The following is a 17,876-nucleotide window of genomic DNA, read 5'->3' as shown; positions in this document are numbered from 1 at the left end:
CGTCAGACTACCTATCGGCGTCCTGCATCTGGGCTTTAAGAATTCGCTGAAAACTCTGGATGAGCGGCTCCTTTCCCCTACCCCGGCGGGTGATCAGCGAGAACGGCGCCTGGTAGCCGAAGGTGGCGGGCTGCAGTGCCTTGAGGCGTCCCTGGTCGACCCAGGCGTGGACGTAGTGCTCCGGCAGGTAGCCGATGTAGGCGCCGGAGAGGATGAGCACCAGCTGGGCTTCCATGCTTTCCACGGTAGCGGCGCTTTCCTTGAAGCCGTGGCGGGCGAGTTCGGCCTGGCTCCAGTAGCCGCGGCGCACCATGCGCTGGCGGGTGATGATCTCGGCGGGCACGCGCCGTTCCAGGAACAGCGGATGCCGATCGCTGCAGTAGAGCCAGTGCTGCTCGCGATACAGCGGCTGGTAGACCACGCCATTCATGCGCGCGGAGAAGGCGCCCACGGCCAGGTCCAGGCGCCCTTCCAGCACGCCCAGCTGCAGCTCGTAGGGGCTGGTCACCGCCAGGTGCAGGTGCACGCCGGGATAGTCGTGGGTGTAGCTGCCGATCACATCGGCCAGCGGCAGCGCCGGCTCGCTGGAAAGGGAGTCGAGCACGCCCAGGTTGAGGGTGCCGCTGAGCTCGCCCCGAAGGGTGGTGGCGTAGCGCTCGAAGCCTTCGATCTCGCCGAGGATACGCAAGGTTTCCTGGTGGAAGAGCTCGCCCTTGCTGGTGAGGGCGAAGCCGCCGCGGCCACGATGGCAGAGGGTGACGCCGAGCTGCCCTTCCAGCTGGCTCATGTAGGTGCTGATGGCCGAGGTGGAGAGATTCAGTTCCTGCTGGGCCGCGGCGAAGCCCTGGTGGCGCACCACGCAGGCGAACAGCTTGAGCAGGCGGATATCGTGGAGAGCATTGGCCATGGAGGACTCCCGGTAGGCACGCCCTGGCCATCTAGCCATTGGTTCAGAAATTTCTGAAGTGATTTTTTGCCCTTGGCGATTCTTCGCCTGCTGCGGGCTTTGCACAATCGAGGCATCAGAACCAAGAGGATGTCCCGTGGAAAAGATCCTGCACCAGCCGCTGGGCGGCAACGAGATGCCTCGCTTCGGTGGCATCGCCAGCATGCTGCGGCTGCCCCATCTCGCCTCCGCCGCCGGCCTGGACGCCGCCTTCATCGGCATTCCGCTGGACATCGGCACCTCGCTGCGCTCGGGAACCCGCTTCGGCCCGCGGCAGATCCGCAGCGAGTCGGTGATGATCCGTCCGTACAACATGGCCACGGGGGCGGCGCCCTTCGATTCGCTGAGCGTCGCCGACCTGGGCGACGTGGCCATCAACACCTTCAACCTGCTGGATACCGTGCGACTGATCGAGGAGCACTACGACCGGGTGCTGGAGCACGCTGTCATCCCCCTCACCCTGGGTGGCGATCACACCCTGACCCTGCCCATCCTGCGTGCGCTGAAGAAGAAGTACGGCAAGGTCGGCCTGGTGCACGTGGATGCCCACGCCGACGTCAACGAGCACATGTTCGGCGAGAAGATCGCCCATGGCACCACCTTCCGCCGCGCCGTGGAGGAGGATCTGCTGGACTGCGACCGGGTGGTGCAGATCGGCCTGCGTGCCCAGGGCTACGCCGCCGACGACTTCGACTGGTGCCGCCAGCAGGGTTTCCGTGTGGTCCAGGCCGAGGAATGCTGGCACAACTCCCTGGCGCCGCTGATGGCCGAGGTGCGCGAACGGGTCGGGGGCGGCCCGGTGTATCTGTCCTACGACATAGACAGCATCGACCCCGCCTGGGCGCCAGGCACCGGCACCCCGGAGATCGGCGGCCTGACCACCATCCAGGCGCTGGAGATCATCCGCGGCTGCCGCGGCCTCGATCTGGTGGGCTGCGATCTGGTAGAAGTCTCGCCGCCCTACGACACCACCGGCAACACCGCCCTGCTCGGTGCCAACCTGCTCTACGAGATGCTCTGCGTGCTGCCGGGGGTGGCCTACCGCTGAGTCCGGAATGCCCAGGCGACGTCTCGCAAGCGGACGTTGAGCAGGCCCCCAGGTGAGGTGACCCGCCATGACGGTCGCCCACCCGCTGTCCTTTCACTGCCGAACACCCCGATGGACCGCCCGGTCCGTCGACAACAAGAGCGCGGCCCTGGCCTGCGTATAACCGTGTCGAGGCGTCATCCATGGACCATCATGACGGCATCACCCGTGTCGAAACCTTCGGGGTCGAGCAGATTCCCGACCACGAACGTAGCGCCACTCCCTTCGACCTGTTCCGCCTGATCTTCGGCGGTGCCAACACCTTCGCCACCGCCGTACTGGGGAGCTTTCCGATCCTGTTCGGACTGTCGTTCCAGGCCGGGGTGCTGGCCATCGTCGCCGGGGTCGCCTGCGGTGCCCTAATCCTGGCGCCCATGGGCTTGTTCGGCGCCCTCAATGGCACCAACAACGCGGTCTCGTCCGGTGCCCATTTCGGCGTACACGGTCGTATCGTCGGCTCCTTCCTGTCGCTGCTCACCGCCATCGCCTTCTTCTCGCTGTCGGTGTGGAGTTCCGGCGATGCCCTGGTAGGTGGTGCCCAGCGCCTGGTCGGGCTGCCGGAGAACGCCCTGAGCCTGGGCCTGGCCTACGGCCTGTTCGCCGTGCTGGTGCTGACGGTCTGCCTCTACGGCTTCCGCTTCATGCTGTGGGTGAACAAGATCGCCGTGGTCAGCGCCAGCCTGCTGTTCCTGCTGGGTATCCCGGCCTTCGCCGGGGGCTTCGACGCCGCCTACGCCGGCAACCTGCAGCTGGGCCAGCCGGGGTTCTGGGCAGCCTTCGTCGGCGCCGCCCTGGTGGCCATGAGCAACCCGGTATCCTTCGGTGCCTTTCTCGGCGACTGGTCGCGCTATATCCCGCGACAGACGCCCCGCCTGCGCATCCTGCTGGCGGTGATCGCCGCCCAGGCCGCCACCCTGATCCCCTTCCTGTTCGGCCTGGCCACCGCCTCCCTGGTGGCGGTGCGTGCCCCCGACTACATCGCCCAGAACAACTATGTCGGTGGCCTGCTGGCCATCGCGCCCACCTGGTACTTCCTGCCGGTGTGCCTGCTGGCGGTGATCGGCGGCCTCTCCACCGGGACCACGGCGCTCTATGGCACCGGGCTGGATCTCTCCAGCGTGCTGCCACGGCTGCTGACTCGGGTGCGGGCCACCCTGCTGATCGGCCTGGCGGCCATCGCCTTCATCTTCATCGGGCGCTTCGCCTTCAACCTGGTGCAAAGCGTCTCCACCTTCGCCGTGCTGATCGTGACCTGCACCACGCCCTGGATGGTGATCATGATCCTCGGCCTGCTGGTGCGCCGCGGCTTCTACTGCCCGGACGATCTCCAGGTGTTCACCCGCGGCGAACGCGGCGGTCGCTACTGGTTTCACCACGGCTGGAACTGGCGGGGCATGGGCGCCTGGATTCCCAGCGCCCTGCTCGGCCTGGCCTTCGTCAACCTGCCCGGCCAGTTCGTCGGGCCGCTGGGGGAACTGGCCGGCGGCATCGACCTGAGCCTGCCGCTCAGCCTGGGCAGCGCCGCCCTGCTCTACCTGGCGCTACTGCTCGCGTTCCCCGAGCCCGCCAGCGTCTACGGCCCGGCCGGGGCACGGCGGCCACGGCGGGTGGCCGATCATCCGCTGGAGCGCGCCGGCATCGCCTGAACACGCCCAGTCCAACCCGGGGCTGGCCGAGCCGGCTCCTCACACCGACAAGAGATCCCTTCGATGATCCTGGATATTTCCGTCGTCCTGGCCTATGCCCTGGCCATGCTCCTGCTCGGCTGGTACGGCATGCGCCGCGCCCGCAACCAGGAAGAATTCCTCGTCGCCGGCCGCAATCTCGGTCCGGCCTGCTACCTGGGTACCATGGCCGCCACGGTGCTGGGCGGTGCGGCCACCGTCGGCACCGTACGCCTGGGCTATGTCCACGGTTTGTCGGGCTTCTGGCTGTGCGCCATGCTCGGCGGCGGCATCCTGGTGCTCAACCTGTTCCTTGCCAAGCCGCTGCTCAAGCTGCGCATCTTCACCGTGACCCAGGTGCTGGAACGGCGCTACACGCCCCTGGCGCGCCAGGCCAGCGCCGCCATCATGTTCGTCTATGCGCTGATGATCAGCGTGGTATCGATCCTGGCCATCGGCACGGTGATCCAGGTGCTGTTCGAGTTGCAGTTCTGGAGCGCCATCCTGCTGGGCGGCGGCGTGGTGGTGGTCTATTCCAGCATCGGTGGCATGTGGTCGCTGACGCTGACCGACATCGTCCAGTTCATCATCAAGACGGTGGGCCTGATGTTCGTCCTGCTGCCACTCTGCCTGACCCGGGTCGGCGGCTGGGACGCCCTGGTGGCCAAGCTGCCGGCCAGCGCCTTCGCCCTGACCACCATCGGCTACGACACTATCCTCACCTACTTCCTGATCTACTTCTTCGGCATCCTCATCGGCCAGGACATCTGGCAGCGCGTCTTCACCGCGCGCAGCGAGCGAGTGGCACGGGTGGCCGGCAGCCTGGCCGGCGTCTACTGCGTCCTCTATGGCCTGGTCGGCGCCCTGATCGGCATGTGCGCGCGCATCCTGCTGCCGGATCTCGCCGATGCCAACAACGCCTTCGCCGCCATCGTCCGCGCCGCGCTGCCGGATGGTATCCGCGGCCTGGTGATCGCCGCCGCCCTGGCCGCCATGATGTCCACCGCCAGCGCCGGTCTGCTGGCCGCCTCCACCACCCTGACCGAGGACCTGCTGCCCCGACTGCGCGGCGGCAAGGCCTCGACGCTGGGTATGGCGCGCCTCTTCACCGGGCTCACCGGCCTCGCGGTGCTGGCCATCGCCCTGCTGGTGAACGACGTGATCGGCGCCTTGACCCTGGCCTACAACCTGCTGGTCGGTGGCATCCTGGTGCCGCTGCTCGGTGCCATCCTCTGGAAGCGCGCGACCACGACCGGCGCCCTGGCGAGCATGCTGCTGGGCTCCGGTGCGGCCATCGTCTTCATGCTCAAGGATGGCCTGGAAGCCAATACGCCCATCTATTTCAGCCTGGGGCTGAGCCTGGCCAGCTTCGTCCTGGTGAGCCTGCTCGCCCCCAGAGCCCGCGTGGCCGTCCGGCCCGTCTGATCGACGCCCAAGGAGAACGAACGCATGACCACCTGTGGCGAATACCTGGTCCACCAACTGGCCGCCTGGGGCGTGGATACCGTCTTCGGCATCCCCGGGGTGCACACCGTGGAGCTCTACCGCGGCCTGCCCGGCAGCGGCATCCGCCACATCACCCCGCGCCATGAGCAGGGCGCCGGTTTCATGGCCGACGGCTATGCCCGCGCCAGTGGCCGGCCCGGAGTGTGCTTCGTCATCAGCGGACCGGGGCTGACCAACATCCTCACCGCCATGGCCCAGGCCTACGCCGATTCGGTCCCCATGCTGGTGATCTCCAGCGTCAACGAGCGTGCCCGCCTCGGCCATGGCGCCGGCTATCTCCATGAACTGCCCAACCAGCGCAACCTGACCGCCGGGGTGACCGTCTTCAGCCATACCCTGCTGGACGTCGACGGCCTGCCCGCGGTGCTGGCCCGGGCCTTCGCGGTGTTCGAGGGCGAGCGGCCGCGGCCGGTCCATCTGGAAATGCCGCTGGACATCATCACCGCGCCGGCCGAACACCTGAGGGTGCTGCCCAAGCCCACACTGGCGCGACCGGAACCGGCCGCCACCCTGCTCGACCGCGCCGCCGGGCGCCTGCGAAGCGCCGAGCGTCCCCTGTTACTGATCGGCGGCGGCTGCCAGCGGGCGGCTACCGAAGTACGCGACCTGGCCGCCGCCCTGGACTCCCCCACCGCCACCACCATCAATGCCAAGGGCCTGTTGCCACCCGGCCACCCCCTGGCGCTGGGCAGCAACCAGGCGCTGCCGCCGATACGGGAGCTGGCCCAGCAGGCGGACGTCATCCTGGCGGTGGGTACCGAACTGGGCGAGACCGATTACGACGTGGTCTTCGACGGCGGCTTCCGCCTGACCGGCGACCTGATCCGCATCGACCTGGACCCACGCATGCTGGTGGCCAACCACCAGCCCTGGCTGGGGCTGGTGGGCGATGCCCAGGCCGCGCTGCGCGGTCTGCTCGCGCGCCTGCCGGCCCGTGGACTTGATCCGACCAGTCCGGGCGCCCAACGCACCGCTGCGGCCCAGGCGGCCTTGGCGGAAGAACTAGCCAACTGGACGCACTTCCGCGCGCTGTTCGACCGCGTGCGAAGCGCCCTCCCCGACGCCCGCTACGTCGGCGACTCGACCCAGACCGTCTACGCCGGCAACCACCTGGTGGAGCTGGACGGGCCACGGCGCTGGTTCAACGCCTCCACCGGCTACGGTACCCTGGGTTATGGCCTGCCGGCTGCCCTGGGCGCCCGGTTGGCCGAACCGACGAGGCCGGTGGTGTGCCTGGTGGGCGACGGCGGGCTGCTGTTCACCCTGAGCGAACTGGCGAGCGCCGTGGAGGCGCGGATCGGCGTCGTCATCCTGCTGTGGAACAACCAAGGCTATGGCGAGATCCGCCGCTACATGGAGCGCCGGGACATCACCCCGCTGGGGGTCGATCTGGTCACCCCGGATTTCCTCGCCCTGGCGCGGGCCTTCGGCTGCCTGGCCGAGCGCGCCCGCGACCTGGATCATCTGCAGGCGCTGCTCACCGACGCTCCGGACGACCGGCCGCTGCTGATCGAGATTTGCGAAGAGCCACCCTTCGTCCCGGCCTGACGGATTCGGCCTAGCCGAGCGGACCATGGGTGCGCTGCACCTGCTGGACATCGCTCAGGATCAGGCCACTGGCGGGACGCATCGGCATCCGCGCCAGGTCGATGCGCAGGTCCTGGGTCGGCACCTGGTAGGCTCGAATCGAAGGCCGGCAACCGCGGCAGGATGGACAGCGGCGGTCTCCAGAAGGGATGGAAGACCTGCCGGTGAACTGCCGGCAAACGGCGCCGGTGCCACCGCTGCACTGGGTTTTTCCCGGGGCGACACCGCACCCGCTGCGCTCGAACGCGGCTCGGCTCCGGCCGGTCCATCCAGGCTAGGTCGCTGCAGCGGCCAGCTGCCTTTTCACCGGTACGGCTCCTGCCGTTGAACGTCATCCGCTGAGAGCGTAGGTACCTTTCGTATAGAGCCTAGGCGACGATCACCGGCTCCAGCGCCTCCAACCAGCAGACCACGGCCACCGCACCGCCGTCGGGAATGCCCAGCACCCGGTTGCCCAGGTAGCTGGCACGCCCCTGGGCCGGGACCATGTCGGCAGTAGCCTCGGCGCCCTTCCGGGCGGCAGCGAGTGCCGCGGCGAACGCCTGTGCGGCCGGCGAGCCGGCGTGCGCGGCCGCGTGCAAGGCATCCGCGGCAGGCCTCAGTGCATCGAGCATGGTGCGCTGTCCCGGCTGGGCACCGCCCAGCTCGGCGAGGGCCTGGACGCCCTGATCGAAGGCCTCGGTCCACTGGGCCAGGGTGGGACGTTCCACGCCATCCAGCACCTGGGCAGCCCGCAACAGGGCGCAGGCATAGAAGGGCCCGGAACTGCCACCAATGGCCCGCCGTAGGGCCTGGCCCATGGCCGCGAGGGCCGTCGTCGGGGCGTACCAGACCGTGGCCGGCAGGGTCTTGATCGCCTCGGCGCCGCGGGCCAGACTGGTGCCCAGGTCGCCATCGCCCGCACGGCTATCCAGCTCGGTCAGGCGGGCTTCGTTGGCCAGCAGGCTGGCGATCACCGCCGCCGCGGCCCTGCGCAAGGGCTCCGCCAGGGGGCCCGGCGCCCCGGTCACCGCCTCGCCCGGCGCCTGAGGCGCGGGCAGCCGGCAGGGCGTGGCCGGCAGTCGCCCGTCGCCGGGCCAGGCCCGCGCCCGGGTCGGGGCGTCCAGCCAGGCCAAGCGGTCGTCGTCCACCGGCAGCAGCGACAGCGAGCAGCCGGGCATGTCCAGGGCGCTGAGAAAGGTGCCGGTCCAGGCCCGTTCCACCACCAGCCCCCGTCGTCGCAAGTCGATCAACGCCGCCCGCGCCACCAGGGCGAGCTCCAGTGGCGGCGTGGCGCCCAGGCCATTGACCAGCAGCGCCAAGCGCGTTCCCGGGGAAAAGCCGCCATCTTCGATCAGGGTATCCAGCAGTCGTGCCACGGTGGCATCGGCGCCCAGCCAGGGACCGCGTTCGACGCCCTGCTCGCCATGGATGCCCAGGCCCCATTCCACTTCGTCGTCCGCTAGCGCAAAACCCGGATGCCCTACCGCCGGCACGGTGCAGGCACCGAGCGCCACGCCCATGCTGCGCAGTTCGGCACTTGCCGCCCGGGCGAGACCGGCCACCTCGGCCAGCGGCAGGCCTGCAGCGGCCGCGGCCCCCGCGAGCTTGTGGATCAGCACGGTGCCAGCGATGCCCCGTCGCTTCTCGGGGGCCACGGTATGGCGCAGGGCGGCGTCATCGGCCACCAGCACCGTCTCCACGGGAATGCCTTCGCTGCGGGCCAGTTCGGCGGCGAGGCCGAAGTTGAGGCGGTCGCCGGTATAATTCTTCACCACCAGCAGCGCCCCGGCAGCTCCCGCAGCGGCGCGGATGGCCGCCAGTACCGCGTCCACGCTGGGCGAGGTGAAGACGTCACCGGCTACCGCGGCGGTCAGCATTCCCTCGCCAACGTAGCCGGCGTGGGCCGGTTCGTGACCGCTGCCCCCACCGGAGATCACCGCCACCGGACGCTCCGCGGCGGCGGCCAGCGGTTGCCGCAGGATGACCTGTTCGTCGACCAGCAAGGCCAGAGCGGGATCGAGGCTCACCAGACCTTCGAGCAATTCACGCACCACCGCGGTGGGGCTGTTGATCAGCTTCTTCATCGGGCACTCCTGAGGGCGAGGGTTCTGCAGTATGGCACGGGGCCCCGGACCTGCCCGGCGACCGCGGGGTGGCGTCACCCAAAGCGTGACGGCCTTCCGCCGGACCATCACGGCAGGCTATCGTCAGCGCGTGGGAGCTTTTCGTGACCGGGATGTCTCACGCTGATCGTTCGCCGCGCCGCTGTGCGCGCTGCCCCCGTCGAGGTTCACATGCCGATCAAGATCGTTCCGCGCTCCGCCTGTCGTGCGTCGGAGATCACCCCCGAAGCCGTCTATCTCTCCCGTCGCCAGTTGCTCGGTGCCGGCGGCGCCCTGCTCGCCGGCGCCGCCCTGCCCGGCTGGGCACTGGCCGCTGCCTCCACCTATGGCGACGTCGAGGCCGCCAAGGGTCCGGACTGGTTCGAGCGCAAGTTGCCGGATACCCGCTGGCAGGCGGCCACGGTCAAGGGCGAGGACATCACCCCCTTCAAGGACGCCACCCACTACAACAACTTCTACGAATTCGGCCCGGACAAGAGCGACCCCGCCGCCCACGCCGCCCAGTTGCCCACCCAGCCCTGGAGTGTGGTGGTCGACGGCGAGGTCGGCAAGCCCGGTACCTATGGCCTGGAAGACCTGTTCGCCCCCGACACCCTGGAAGAGCGCATCTACCGCATGAGGTGCGTGGAGGCCTGGTCCATGGTCATCCCCTGGCTCGGCTTTCCGCTGGCCAGCCTGCTCAAGCGCGTCGAACCCACCGGCAAGGCACGCTACGTCAGATTCGAGACGCTCAAGGACCCGCAGCACATGCCGGGCATGAACTCCAGCTTCGCCCTGCTGGACTGGCCCTATGTGGAAGGCCTGCGACTCGACGAAGCCATGCATCCGCTGACGCTGATGACGGTGGGCATGTACGGCCGGGTGCTGCCCAATCAGAATGGCGCGCCGCTGCGCCTGATCGTGCCCTGGAAGTACGGCTTCAAGGGCATCAAGTCCATCGTCCGCATCAGCCTCGTGGAAGAGCAGCCACGCACCACCTGGCAGGGCATGGCACCCAACGAGTACGGCTTCTATGCCAACGTCAATCCGGAAGTGGACCACCCACGCTGGAGCCAGGCCCGCGAGCGCCGCCTGCCGAGCGGCCTGTTCAGCCCCAACGTACGACCGACGCTGATGTTCAACGGCTATGGCGAGGAAGTGGCCTCGCTCTACGCCGGCATGGATCTGCGGAGAAACTACTGATGGGGTTGCTGCTCTGGCGCGGCGCGGTGTTCGTCGCGGCGCTCTGCCCGCCGCTGTGGTGGCTGTACCAGGCCTGGATCTTCGCCTTCGGCCCGGACCCGGGCAAGGCGCTGGTGGACAAGCTGGGCACCGGCGCCCTGGTGCTGCTCCTGCTTACGCTGAGCCTCACCCCACTGTCGCGCCTGACTCGCTGGAAACTCTGGCCGGTGATCCGTCGCCAGCTCGGCCTCTGGACCTTCACCTACGCCCTGCTGCATTTCCTCGGCTACCTGGCCTTCGTGCTGGGGTTCGACCTGTCGCAACTGGGCGTGGAATTGCAGCGCCGGCCCTACATCATCGTCGGCGCCGCAGCCCTGCTGATCCTGCTGGCGCTGGCCGTCACCTCCAATCGACCGGCCATGCGCCGCCTGGGCAAACGCTGGAAGGAGCTGCATCGGCTGGCCTATCTGGTACTGGGCCTAGGCCTGCTGCACTACCTCTGGATCGTGCGCTCGGACCTCGAGGAGTGGGCGATCTATGCCGCGATCGGCGCTGCGCTACTGGCCTTCCGAGTGGTGGACGGCTGGCGCCGTCGACGCCGCAGCCAATCGGCGACGATCCCCACCCGTTGATCACGGGTAGCCGAGGTAGGAAGGACAACTTTCCACCTTGCACTTATAGGGGTGGTATTAATCGATGATAGCGGCGAGTGCCATAGCCTACCCGGAGGCGACCGATGGCAGGGGTGGTATTAGTCGAACGATCGGGCTCCAGCGGGTTCCGCCACCGGAGCCCCGCCCTCGATCAGCGTTGCGCGGCCTGGCGCAGGCCCTTCAGGGTATTGAGCGGCGCATCCACCACGAAGCTGTTGGCCAGCCAGGACGGCACGCTGCCGCCCGGTTCGCTCTGGGCTTCGTAGGTCACTTCCGAGCCACCGTTCTTCGGCACTACGCGCCACTGGCCCTGGAAGCTCGCTACGCGCACATAGCCGTCGGCGGAGGGGCGGTAGTCCGGCTGACCTTCGAGGATACGGGTGAAGCCGCCGTCTGGGGTTTTCTGCTCGGTCACGTGCAGCACCACGTCGCGGGCGGTCACCGGCCAGGGCATGTCGATGCGCATGTAGGTCCAGGCCTGGTTGTCCTGACGCTTGAGCACCTGCAGCGACTGGCAACGGAAGATCCACTTGCACGACCCCACCGGGTCGTCCTGCAGCTTGGCGATGGCGGCCGGATCGGCCTTGATCTGGACCACGCCGCGGTAGGCCTTGTACTTGGAGCCGGGCACGGCGCGGGTGTAGACCTGGATACCGTCTTCCTGCTTGGCGAGTTGCCAATCCTCGGCCTGGGCGAGGCCGGCGGCTGCGAGCAGGGTCAGGGCGAGGATGGAGCGAAGCGGCTTGTGCATGGGACGTCCCTTGTTGTTGTGGTTGTCGGAGAGCGCTAGCGGCAATCGGAATCAGGCGGCGGTTTCACCCTCGAGGCGCAGGAGGATCGCCATGGCCTCGGCACTGCTGGTACCGCAGAAGGCCGGCTCGGCCAGGAAGCCACCGCAGACGGCAGGGCGTAGCGGCGAGCCGAACAGGTCGCAACGATTGGTAGCGTCCAGATGGGCACAGCGCACGCCGGACGGCTTGCCCTGGGGCATGCGCGGCAGTGGTGAGGAGATCGACGGCGCGATGCAACAGGCGCCACAACCCGGACGGCACTCCATGGGTGAAACTCGCAGGAAGGAGGCTCCAAGCTTAAGAGCAAGGCGGGGGTCTCACAAGCGAATCGTGACCAGATGTCACTATCGAGTCATGAATGTGACATCCGCGCGCGGGCTGCTACGCAACCCCGCGAGGTTTCCACCGTCATATCTGCGATGAACGAGGCGGCCGGCCGAGGACGTGACGATGAAGCATTGGTTGGTGCTGGACTTGGAAGCGACCACCGACGAAGGCGGCTGGCCGATAGAGCTGATGGAAATCATCGAGATCGGCGCGGTGATGGTGGACGCCGAGGGCCAGGAGCTGGATCGCTACCAGAGCTTCGTCCAGCCGCGCCGCCTGCCGCTGCTCACGCCCTTCTGCCGCGAGCTCACCCACATCAGCCAGGCGGACGTCGATGCCGCCGGGCGCCTGGAAGACGCCTGGATCTGCTTCGAAAGCTGGCTGAGCGCCTACGAGACCACCCTGGCCGGCTGGTGCAGCTGGGGCGACTTCGACCGCCGCCTGCTGGAGCGGGCCTGGCGCGAGCACGACCTGCACACCCATCTGGCACGCGTCCCGCACCGCAACCTCAGACAGGCCTTCGCCAAGGCACGTGGCCTGACCAAGCCGCTGGGGCTCACCGCGGCTCTGGAGTCGGCCGGCCTTACCTTCACCGGCGTGCTGCACCGGGCCGAGACCGATGCCCGCAACACCGCCAAGCTGCTGCCGGCGAGCCTGGCGGCCTTCACGCGCCAGGGCTGAGAACCGGTGACAGCGGGGGACGGCCTTGGGCATACTCGCGGACGGTTCTAACCGCTCTCGCACAAGGAAATCCGATGTTCAAGGTCAACGAATACTTCGACGGCACCGTCAAATCCATCGCCTTCAGCCTCAAGTCCAAGCCCGCCACCCTGGGCGTGATGGCACCCGGCGAATACGAGTTCGGCACCAGCCAGCTGGAGGTCATGCACGTGGTAGCCGGCGCCCTGACCGTCAAACTGCCAGGCAGCGAGAGCTGGGAAACCTTCACCGCGGGCAGCCAGTTCACCGTGCCGGCCAACGCCAAGTTCCAGCTCAAGGTAGCAGAAGATACCGCCTACCTTTGCGAATACCACTGAGCCCGACGCCTAGTCGATGATCACGTCGCTCGGCCGCCTTGGCCGACCGGCGAGTGTGCGACCGGGCTGAACGCTTCAACCGCCGTTCGGTCCTAAGCGACGCAGCCTTTCAGGAGCCGTCGCCATGTCGCCAGTCGCACCCCAGGGCACTCGCCAGGCGAGCCACGCCCGCCCCTTCGAGCACCAGCCCCGGAATCTCCCGACGCATGGGATAGCCCTTGCGCAGGGCGTCGAACGCCTGGGCACGCGCCAGGGCCGGCAGGCCGAGGGTCGCGCGTAGCGCCGCATCGTCGTCGCGCGGATCGTAGACCGCCCGGCAGATGCGCTTGAAGGCGGTCGCCTCCGATACCTCCTCGCCGAAAACCAAGCGCTCGAGGTGTTGTGGCGGCAGCAATTCAGCCAGGGTCAGCCGCGGCGTCACGCCGGCCCAGGCGCAGAACGCCTGATAGATCTGCGCCGTCCCACGCCACTTGCCTTCCAGACTGTGCCCGGCGATATGAGGCGTCGCGATCCGGCACAGCGTGGCCAGCTCGGGGTCGATGCCCGGCTCGCCCTCCCAGACATCCAGCGCCACCGCCACCGCGGCGCCACCTGCCAGGAGGGCGCGCAGAGCGACGTTGTCGACCACCTCGCCACGGCAGGCATTGAGCAGCCAGGTACCTGGACGCAGGCGGGCCAGGCGCGCGGCATCGAACAGGTGCAGGGTGCGGTGATCGCCATCCCGGATCAGGGGAGTGTGCAGGCAGAGCACGTCGCAGCGCTCGATCAGCTCATCCAGGCGGTAGAAGTCGCCGCCCTCCGCAGCCTGGCGGGGCGGATCGCAGACCAGCACCGTCCAACCGAGGCCACGCAGCACCGCGGCCAGGCGCCCGCCGACCTGCCCGGCACCGACGATGCCGTAGGTGCGGCTGGACAGCTCGGTTCCCGCCCAGTCGGCCATTGCCAGCAGGGCGCCGAGCACCCAGTCCACCACGCCCCGGGCATTGCAACCGGGGGCGTTGCTCCAGCGGATGCCGGTACGGTCGAGATAGTCGAGGTCGAGGTGATCGGTGCCTATGGTGCAGGTGCCGACGAAGCGTACCGGCGAATCCTTCAGCAGAGCCTCGTCCACCGGCGTGATGGAGCGGACCAGCAGGGCATCGGCGCGGCTCACGGCGGCGTGATCGAAGGCCCTGCCCGGCAGGCGCTCCAGTGTTGCATGGGGAGCGAAGAAGGCGTCCAGCAGTGGAATGTTTTCGTCGGCGAGGATGTGCATGCCTGGGCACTCGGGTCGGAGGACCGGCACTTTAGCAGGCCAATCACGGCAGGCAACGATCGCCGCGAAGGTTGCCAGGATAGCCATGAGGACTAGACTAGCGGCCCCGAAGCTGACCGAACGATCAAGTGACTGCCTCCTTGCCCCGCATCAGACGTGAATTCGGCGCCCTGCTGTCCCTGGCGGCGCCCATCGTCATCGCCCAGCTCTCCCACTCGGCCATGGGCTTCGTCGACGCCGTCATGGCCGGTCGCGTCGGACCGCTGGACCTCGCCGCCGTCGCCCTGGGCAACTCGGTGTGGATTCCCGTGTTCCTGCTGATGACCGGTATCCTGCTCGCCACTACGCCCAAGGTTGCCGAACGCCACGGTGGCGGCCGCACCGGCGAGATCGGCCCGCTGGTCCGCCAGGCGCTGTGGCTCGCCCTGGGCTGCGGCCTCGTCGCCAGCCTGCTGCTGCTCAACGCCCGCCCCCTGCTGGTGGCCATGCATGTCGATCCCCAGTTGATCGGCCCGACCCTGCTCTATCTCAAGGGCATCGCCATGGGCCTGCCCGCGACGGCCTTCTACTACGTGCTGCGTTGCTTCAGCGATGGTCTGGGACGCACCCGACCGGCGATGCTGGTGGGCCTCGCGGGCCTCGCGCTCAACGTACCGCTGAACTGGATCTTCATTCATGGCCACCTGGGCATGCCGGCCCTGGGCGGCGCCGGCTGTGGCTTCGCCTCCGGCACGGTGATGTGGGCGATGCTGCTGGCCATGCTGGCGATCGTGCGCACCGAGCGCTATCGCCCCTGCGCCCTCTTCGCCCGCTTCGAGCGCCCGCACGGACCGACGCTGCGCGCCCTGCTCGCCATCGGCGTGCCCATCGGCATCGCGGTGTTCGCCGAATCCAGCATCTTTTCCGTGGTCGCCCTGCTGATCGGCGAGCTGGGTCCGACCGTGGTCGCCGGGCACCAGGTGGCGCTCAATTTTTCCGGGCTGGTGTTCATGGTGCCCCTGGCGCTGGGGATGGCGGTGACGGTACGGGTCGGCCAGGCCCTGGGCCGCGGCGAACCGCGGGAGGCACGCTTCGCTGCTGGCGTCGGCATGGCCGCCGGGCTGCTCTGCGCCTGCGTCTCCTGCACTCTGATGCTCACTGCGCGCACCTTCATCGCCGGCCTCTATTCCCAGGACCTGGCGGTGATCCAGCTGGCGGCCTCGCTGCTGGTGTTCGCCGGCATCTTCCAGTTCTCCGACGCCATCCAGGTCACCGCCGCCGGCGCCCTGCGCGGCTACCAGGACACCCGCGCCACCATGCTCATCACCCTGCTGGCCTATTGGGGCGTGGGACTGCCGGTAGGCTGGGCGCTGGGGCTGAGCGACTGGTTCGGTGCGCCGCGCGGGCCGGCCGGGCTGTGGCAGGGTCTGGTGCTGGGCCTGACCTGCGCCGCCATCCTGCTCGCGGTGCGCCTGGCGCGTAGTGCCCGTCGACGCATCCACCGCGCCTAGTACGCGGCCTTGTTACACTGCCCGCCTCGTCGGACGGCCCCGCGCCGTCCAAGACGAGCGTTTCCTCCTTTCGCGAGAGTGCGGCTGCGATGATCTTTCGCCTGCTACAGCTGTTCTGTCTTTGCTTCATCCTCATCGGTCCGGCACAGGCGGCCATACCGGGCCTGCCGACCACCCAGAAGGATCAGGTCGATCCGCAGTTCGGCCAGTCCCTGGACCAGGTCATCAAGACCCTGGAAAGCGACCAGCAGCGCAATCGCCTGCTCGCCGACCTGAAGAAACTCCAGGCCGCCCAGGCCAAGGCCGAGCCCAGCGCCTCGCAAGGCGTGATCGGCCTGATCACCGACACCCTCACGGTGGTCGAAAACCAATTGCAGCGCGACAACCTGCGCGAGCGCTGGCAATTCCAGCTGGAGCAGGCCGGTGCCGAGCTGGCCGCGCTGGCACCCGCGCCCGAACAACGCCTGGATCTGCTCTCCGGCTTCGTCGTCACCCTGGCCTTCTGGGCCGGCTGCGCCCTCGGTCTCAAGACCCTCAGCCATCGCCTGCGAGTGAGATTCGGGCTGTCCGAGGAACTGCCGCTCAGGCCCCGTCCCCTGGATCTGGTGCGCTTCGCCCTGCGCAAGCTGGCCCCTTGGCTGGTGGCCTTCGTCCTCACCCTGGTGGTGTCGCTCTGGCTGCCGGATTCCCTCGGCAAGACGGTGGCCGTGACCCTGGCCTACGCTGCGGTGACCGGTCCGTTGTTCGCCGCCACCGTGGTGATCATCTGCTCCCTGCCCAGCGGTGCCCACCGTAACCGCGCGTTGCTGATCCTGCGCCGGCGCGCCTTCCGCCCACTGTGGATCATCGGCAGCCTGGCCGCCCTGGGTGGTGCGGCCAGCGATCCGCACCTGGCCGAGACCCTCGGGCCGCACCTGGCCGCCGTCATCGCCATCGGCGCCAACGTCTGCGCCGCACTGCTCAGTGCCCAGTTCGTGCTGAGATTCCGGCGCCCGGTTGCCCACCTGATCCGCAACCAGCCCCTGGCCAAGCGCCAGGCGCTGCATGGCCTACAGGGCGTGCGCCACCTGATCGCCCGGCTCTGGCACCTGCCGCTGCTGATCCTGGTGGCGGTCTCGGTGGTGGCTACCTTCGTCTCTGCGGGCGATACCAGCGACGCCCTGCGCCGTGCCCTGCTCAGCGCGGTACTGCTGGGCGCCGCCCTGGGCCTGAATGCCCTGGTGCGAGCGCGACTGCTGCGTCGACGCCACCACGGCCGCATCCAGGAGGCCTATGCCGAGCGGCTGCGGGCCTTCTTCGTGCTGGTGCTGGGCATCGTCATCTGGCTGACGAGCATCGAACTGGCACTGCGCGCCTGGGACGTCTCCCTGCTGAGATTCAGCCAGGGCGACGGCCATGTGGTCGCCAGCAAGTTCTTCGGCCTCGGCGGCACCCTGCTGCTGGCCTGGCTGGTGTGGATCCTGGCCGACACCGCCATCCACCGCGGCCTCAACCTGCACCGCGTCAGCCCCAACAACGCGCGTGCCCAGACCATGTTGCCGCTGATCCGCAACGTGCTGTTCCTGACCATCTTCGTCATCGCCCTGATCGTCGCCCTGGCCAACATGGGCGTGAACGTCACCCCGCTGCTGGCCGGTGCCGGCGTCATCGGCCTGGCGGTAGGCTTCGGTGCCCAGAGCCTGGTGGCCGACCTCATCACCGGGCTGTTCATCATCATCGAGGACTCCCTGGCCATCGGCGACTACGTCGACGTGGGCAACCACCTGGGCACCGTCGAGGGCCTGACCATCCGTACCGTACGCCTGAGGGACATCGACGGCATCGTCCACACCATCCCCTTCAGCGAGATCAAGAGCATCCAGAACTACTCGCGGCAGTTCGGCTACGCCATCTTCCGCCTGCCCATTCCCCAGGCGCTCTCGGTGGACAAGGCCATCGAGATGGTCCAGGAGGTCGGCCGCTCGCTGCGCCAGGACCCGCTCATCGGCCGGGACATCTGGTCGCCGCTGGAGCTGCAGGGGGTGGAGAGCTTCGATTCCGGCATGGCCATCCTGAGATTCCGCTTCAAGACCGCGCCGATCAAGCAGTGGGAGGTCTCGCGGGCCTTCAACCTCAGGCTCAAGCGCTACCTGGACGACGCCGGCATCGAGCTGGCCTCGCCACGCATGAACGTGCGCTACGAGACGGGTGGGCCGCCGCCGGACCCTGCTACGCGGGGCGGCGAAGCGCCGAGCGAGGGCTGACTCGGCTTCGCTGGCACGACCACC

15 protein-coding genes are annotated in these 17,876 nt (G+C 68.4%); 10 read left to right on the top strand and 5 right to left on the bottom strand.

Annotated elements, in window-relative coordinates:
- Positions 1-7: 7 nt before the first annotated feature.
- On the bottom strand, positions 8-907 hold the full coding sequence (locus AR540_RS24120) for a LysR family transcriptional regulator (RefSeq protein WP_059232487.1): 900 nt from the start codon (positions 905-907) through the stop codon (positions 8-10).
- 136 nt (positions 908-1,043) lie between these two features.
- Here AR540_RS24120 and speB point away from each other — a divergent pair, with 136 nt between their 5' ends.
- The 4 genes from speB to AR540_RS24100 all read left to right on the top strand — a co-directional run bounded on the left by speB (position 1,044) and on the right by AR540_RS24100 (position 6,751).
- Positions 1,044-1,994: an agmatinase gene (gene speB / locus AR540_RS24115; RefSeq protein ID WP_059232486.1), complete on the top strand. Its 951-nt coding sequence runs from the start codon at positions 1,044-1,046 to the stop codon at positions 1,992-1,994.
- A 182-nt stretch (positions 1,995-2,176) separates the two neighbouring features.
- A complete protein-coding gene (locus AR540_RS24110; RefSeq protein WP_059232485.1) occupies positions 2,177-3,679 on the top strand; it encodes a purine-cytosine permease family protein in 1,503 nt (500 codons plus the stop codon).
- Between the two features lie 63 nt (positions 3,680-3,742).
- Positions 3,743-5,122 (top strand): sodium:solute symporter, encoded by a 1,380-nt coding sequence (locus AR540_RS24105; protein WP_059232484.1) that lies wholly within the window; start codon positions 3,743-3,745, stop codon positions 5,120-5,122.
- Positions 5,123-5,146: 24 nt separating this feature from the next.
- Positions 5,147-6,751, top strand: a complete 1,605-nt coding sequence (locus AR540_RS24100) for a 5-guanidino-2-oxopentanoate decarboxylase (RefSeq protein ID WP_059232483.1) — start codon at positions 5,147-5,149, stop codon at positions 6,749-6,751.
- 407 nt (positions 6,752-7,158) lie between these two features.
- Here the strand turns inward: AR540_RS24100 and AR540_RS24095 are convergent, their stop codons facing one another.
- Complete coding sequence (locus tag AR540_RS24095) at positions 7,159-8,856, bottom strand: dihydroxyacetone kinase family protein (RefSeq protein WP_059232482.1); 1,698 nt, start codon at positions 8,854-8,856, stop codon at positions 7,159-7,161.
- Positions 8,857-9,066: 210 nt separating this feature from the next.
- Here AR540_RS24095 and msrP point away from each other — a divergent pair, with 210 nt between their 5' ends.
- Together msrP and msrQ are read left to right on the top strand one after the other, a co-directional pair.
- Positions 9,067-10,077, top strand: coding sequence for a protein-methionine-sulfoxide reductase catalytic subunit MsrP (msrP, locus tag AR540_RS24090; RefSeq protein ID WP_059232481.1), 1,011 nt, complete (start codon positions 9,067-9,069; stop codon positions 10,075-10,077).
- The gene (gene msrQ / locus AR540_RS24085; RefSeq protein WP_059232480.1) at positions 10,077-10,688 is read left to right on the top strand and encodes a protein-methionine-sulfoxide reductase heme-binding subunit MsrQ; all 612 of its coding nucleotides are present in this window, start codon (positions 10,077-10,079) and stop codon (positions 10,686-10,688) included. Before msrP ends, msrQ begins: the two co-directional genes overlap by 1 nt.
- A gap of 172 nt (positions 10,689-10,860) precedes the next feature.
- On the opposite strand, the gene AR540_RS24080 is transcribed toward msrQ, so the two are convergent.
- A complete protein-coding gene (locus AR540_RS24080) occupies positions 10,861-11,460 on the bottom strand; it encodes an START domain-containing protein (RefSeq protein WP_059232479.1) in 600 nt (199 codons plus the stop codon).
- 51 nt (positions 11,461-11,511) lie between these two features.
- Positions 11,512-11,766, bottom strand: coding sequence for a YkgJ family cysteine cluster protein (locus AR540_RS24075; RefSeq protein WP_059232478.1), 255 nt, complete (start codon positions 11,764-11,766; stop codon positions 11,512-11,514).
- A 184-nt stretch (positions 11,767-11,950) separates the two neighbouring features.
- On the opposite strand from AR540_RS24075, the gene AR540_RS24070 reads away from it, so the two are divergent.
- Both AR540_RS24070 and ppnP read left to right on the top strand, forming a co-directional pair.
- Positions 11,951-12,508 (top strand): exonuclease domain-containing protein, encoded by a 558-nt coding sequence (locus AR540_RS24070; RefSeq protein ID WP_059232477.1) that lies wholly within the window; start codon positions 11,951-11,953, stop codon positions 12,506-12,508.
- A 74-nt stretch (positions 12,509-12,582) separates the two neighbouring features.
- Positions 12,583-12,864 (top strand): pyrimidine/purine nucleoside phosphorylase, encoded by a 282-nt coding sequence (gene ppnP, locus AR540_RS24065; RefSeq protein ID WP_059232476.1) that lies wholly within the window; start codon positions 12,583-12,585, stop codon positions 12,862-12,864.
- 109 nt (positions 12,865-12,973) lie between these two features.
- Here ppnP and pdxB read toward each other — a convergent pair whose 3' ends face one another.
- Positions 12,974-14,119: a 4-phosphoerythronate dehydrogenase PdxB gene (pdxB, locus tag AR540_RS24060; protein WP_059232475.1), complete on the bottom strand. Its 1,146-nt coding sequence runs from the start codon at positions 14,117-14,119 to the stop codon at positions 12,974-12,976.
- A 128-nt stretch (positions 14,120-14,247) separates the two neighbouring features.
- On the opposite strand from pdxB, the gene AR540_RS24055 reads away from it, so the two are divergent.
- Complete coding sequence (locus AR540_RS24055; RefSeq protein ID WP_059232474.1) at positions 14,248-15,609, top strand: MATE family efflux transporter; 1,362 nt, start codon at positions 14,248-14,250, stop codon at positions 15,607-15,609.
- A gap of 89 nt (positions 15,610-15,698) precedes the next feature.
- Positions 15,699-17,852 carry a mechanosensitive ion channel family protein gene (locus AR540_RS24050; protein WP_059232473.1) on the top strand — a complete coding sequence of 718 codons (2,154 nt, stop codon included), beginning with the start codon at positions 15,699-15,701 and terminating at the stop codon, positions 17,850-17,852.
- The last annotated feature ends 24 nt before the right edge of the window (positions 17,853-17,876 follow it).

This window comes from Pseudomonas sp. EpS/L25 (assembly GCF_001512295.1).
GTDB lineage: Bacteria > Pseudomonadota > Gammaproteobacteria > Pseudomonadales > Pseudomonadaceae > Chryseomonas.
This window is presented reverse-complemented; position numbering and strand designations above follow the sequence as displayed.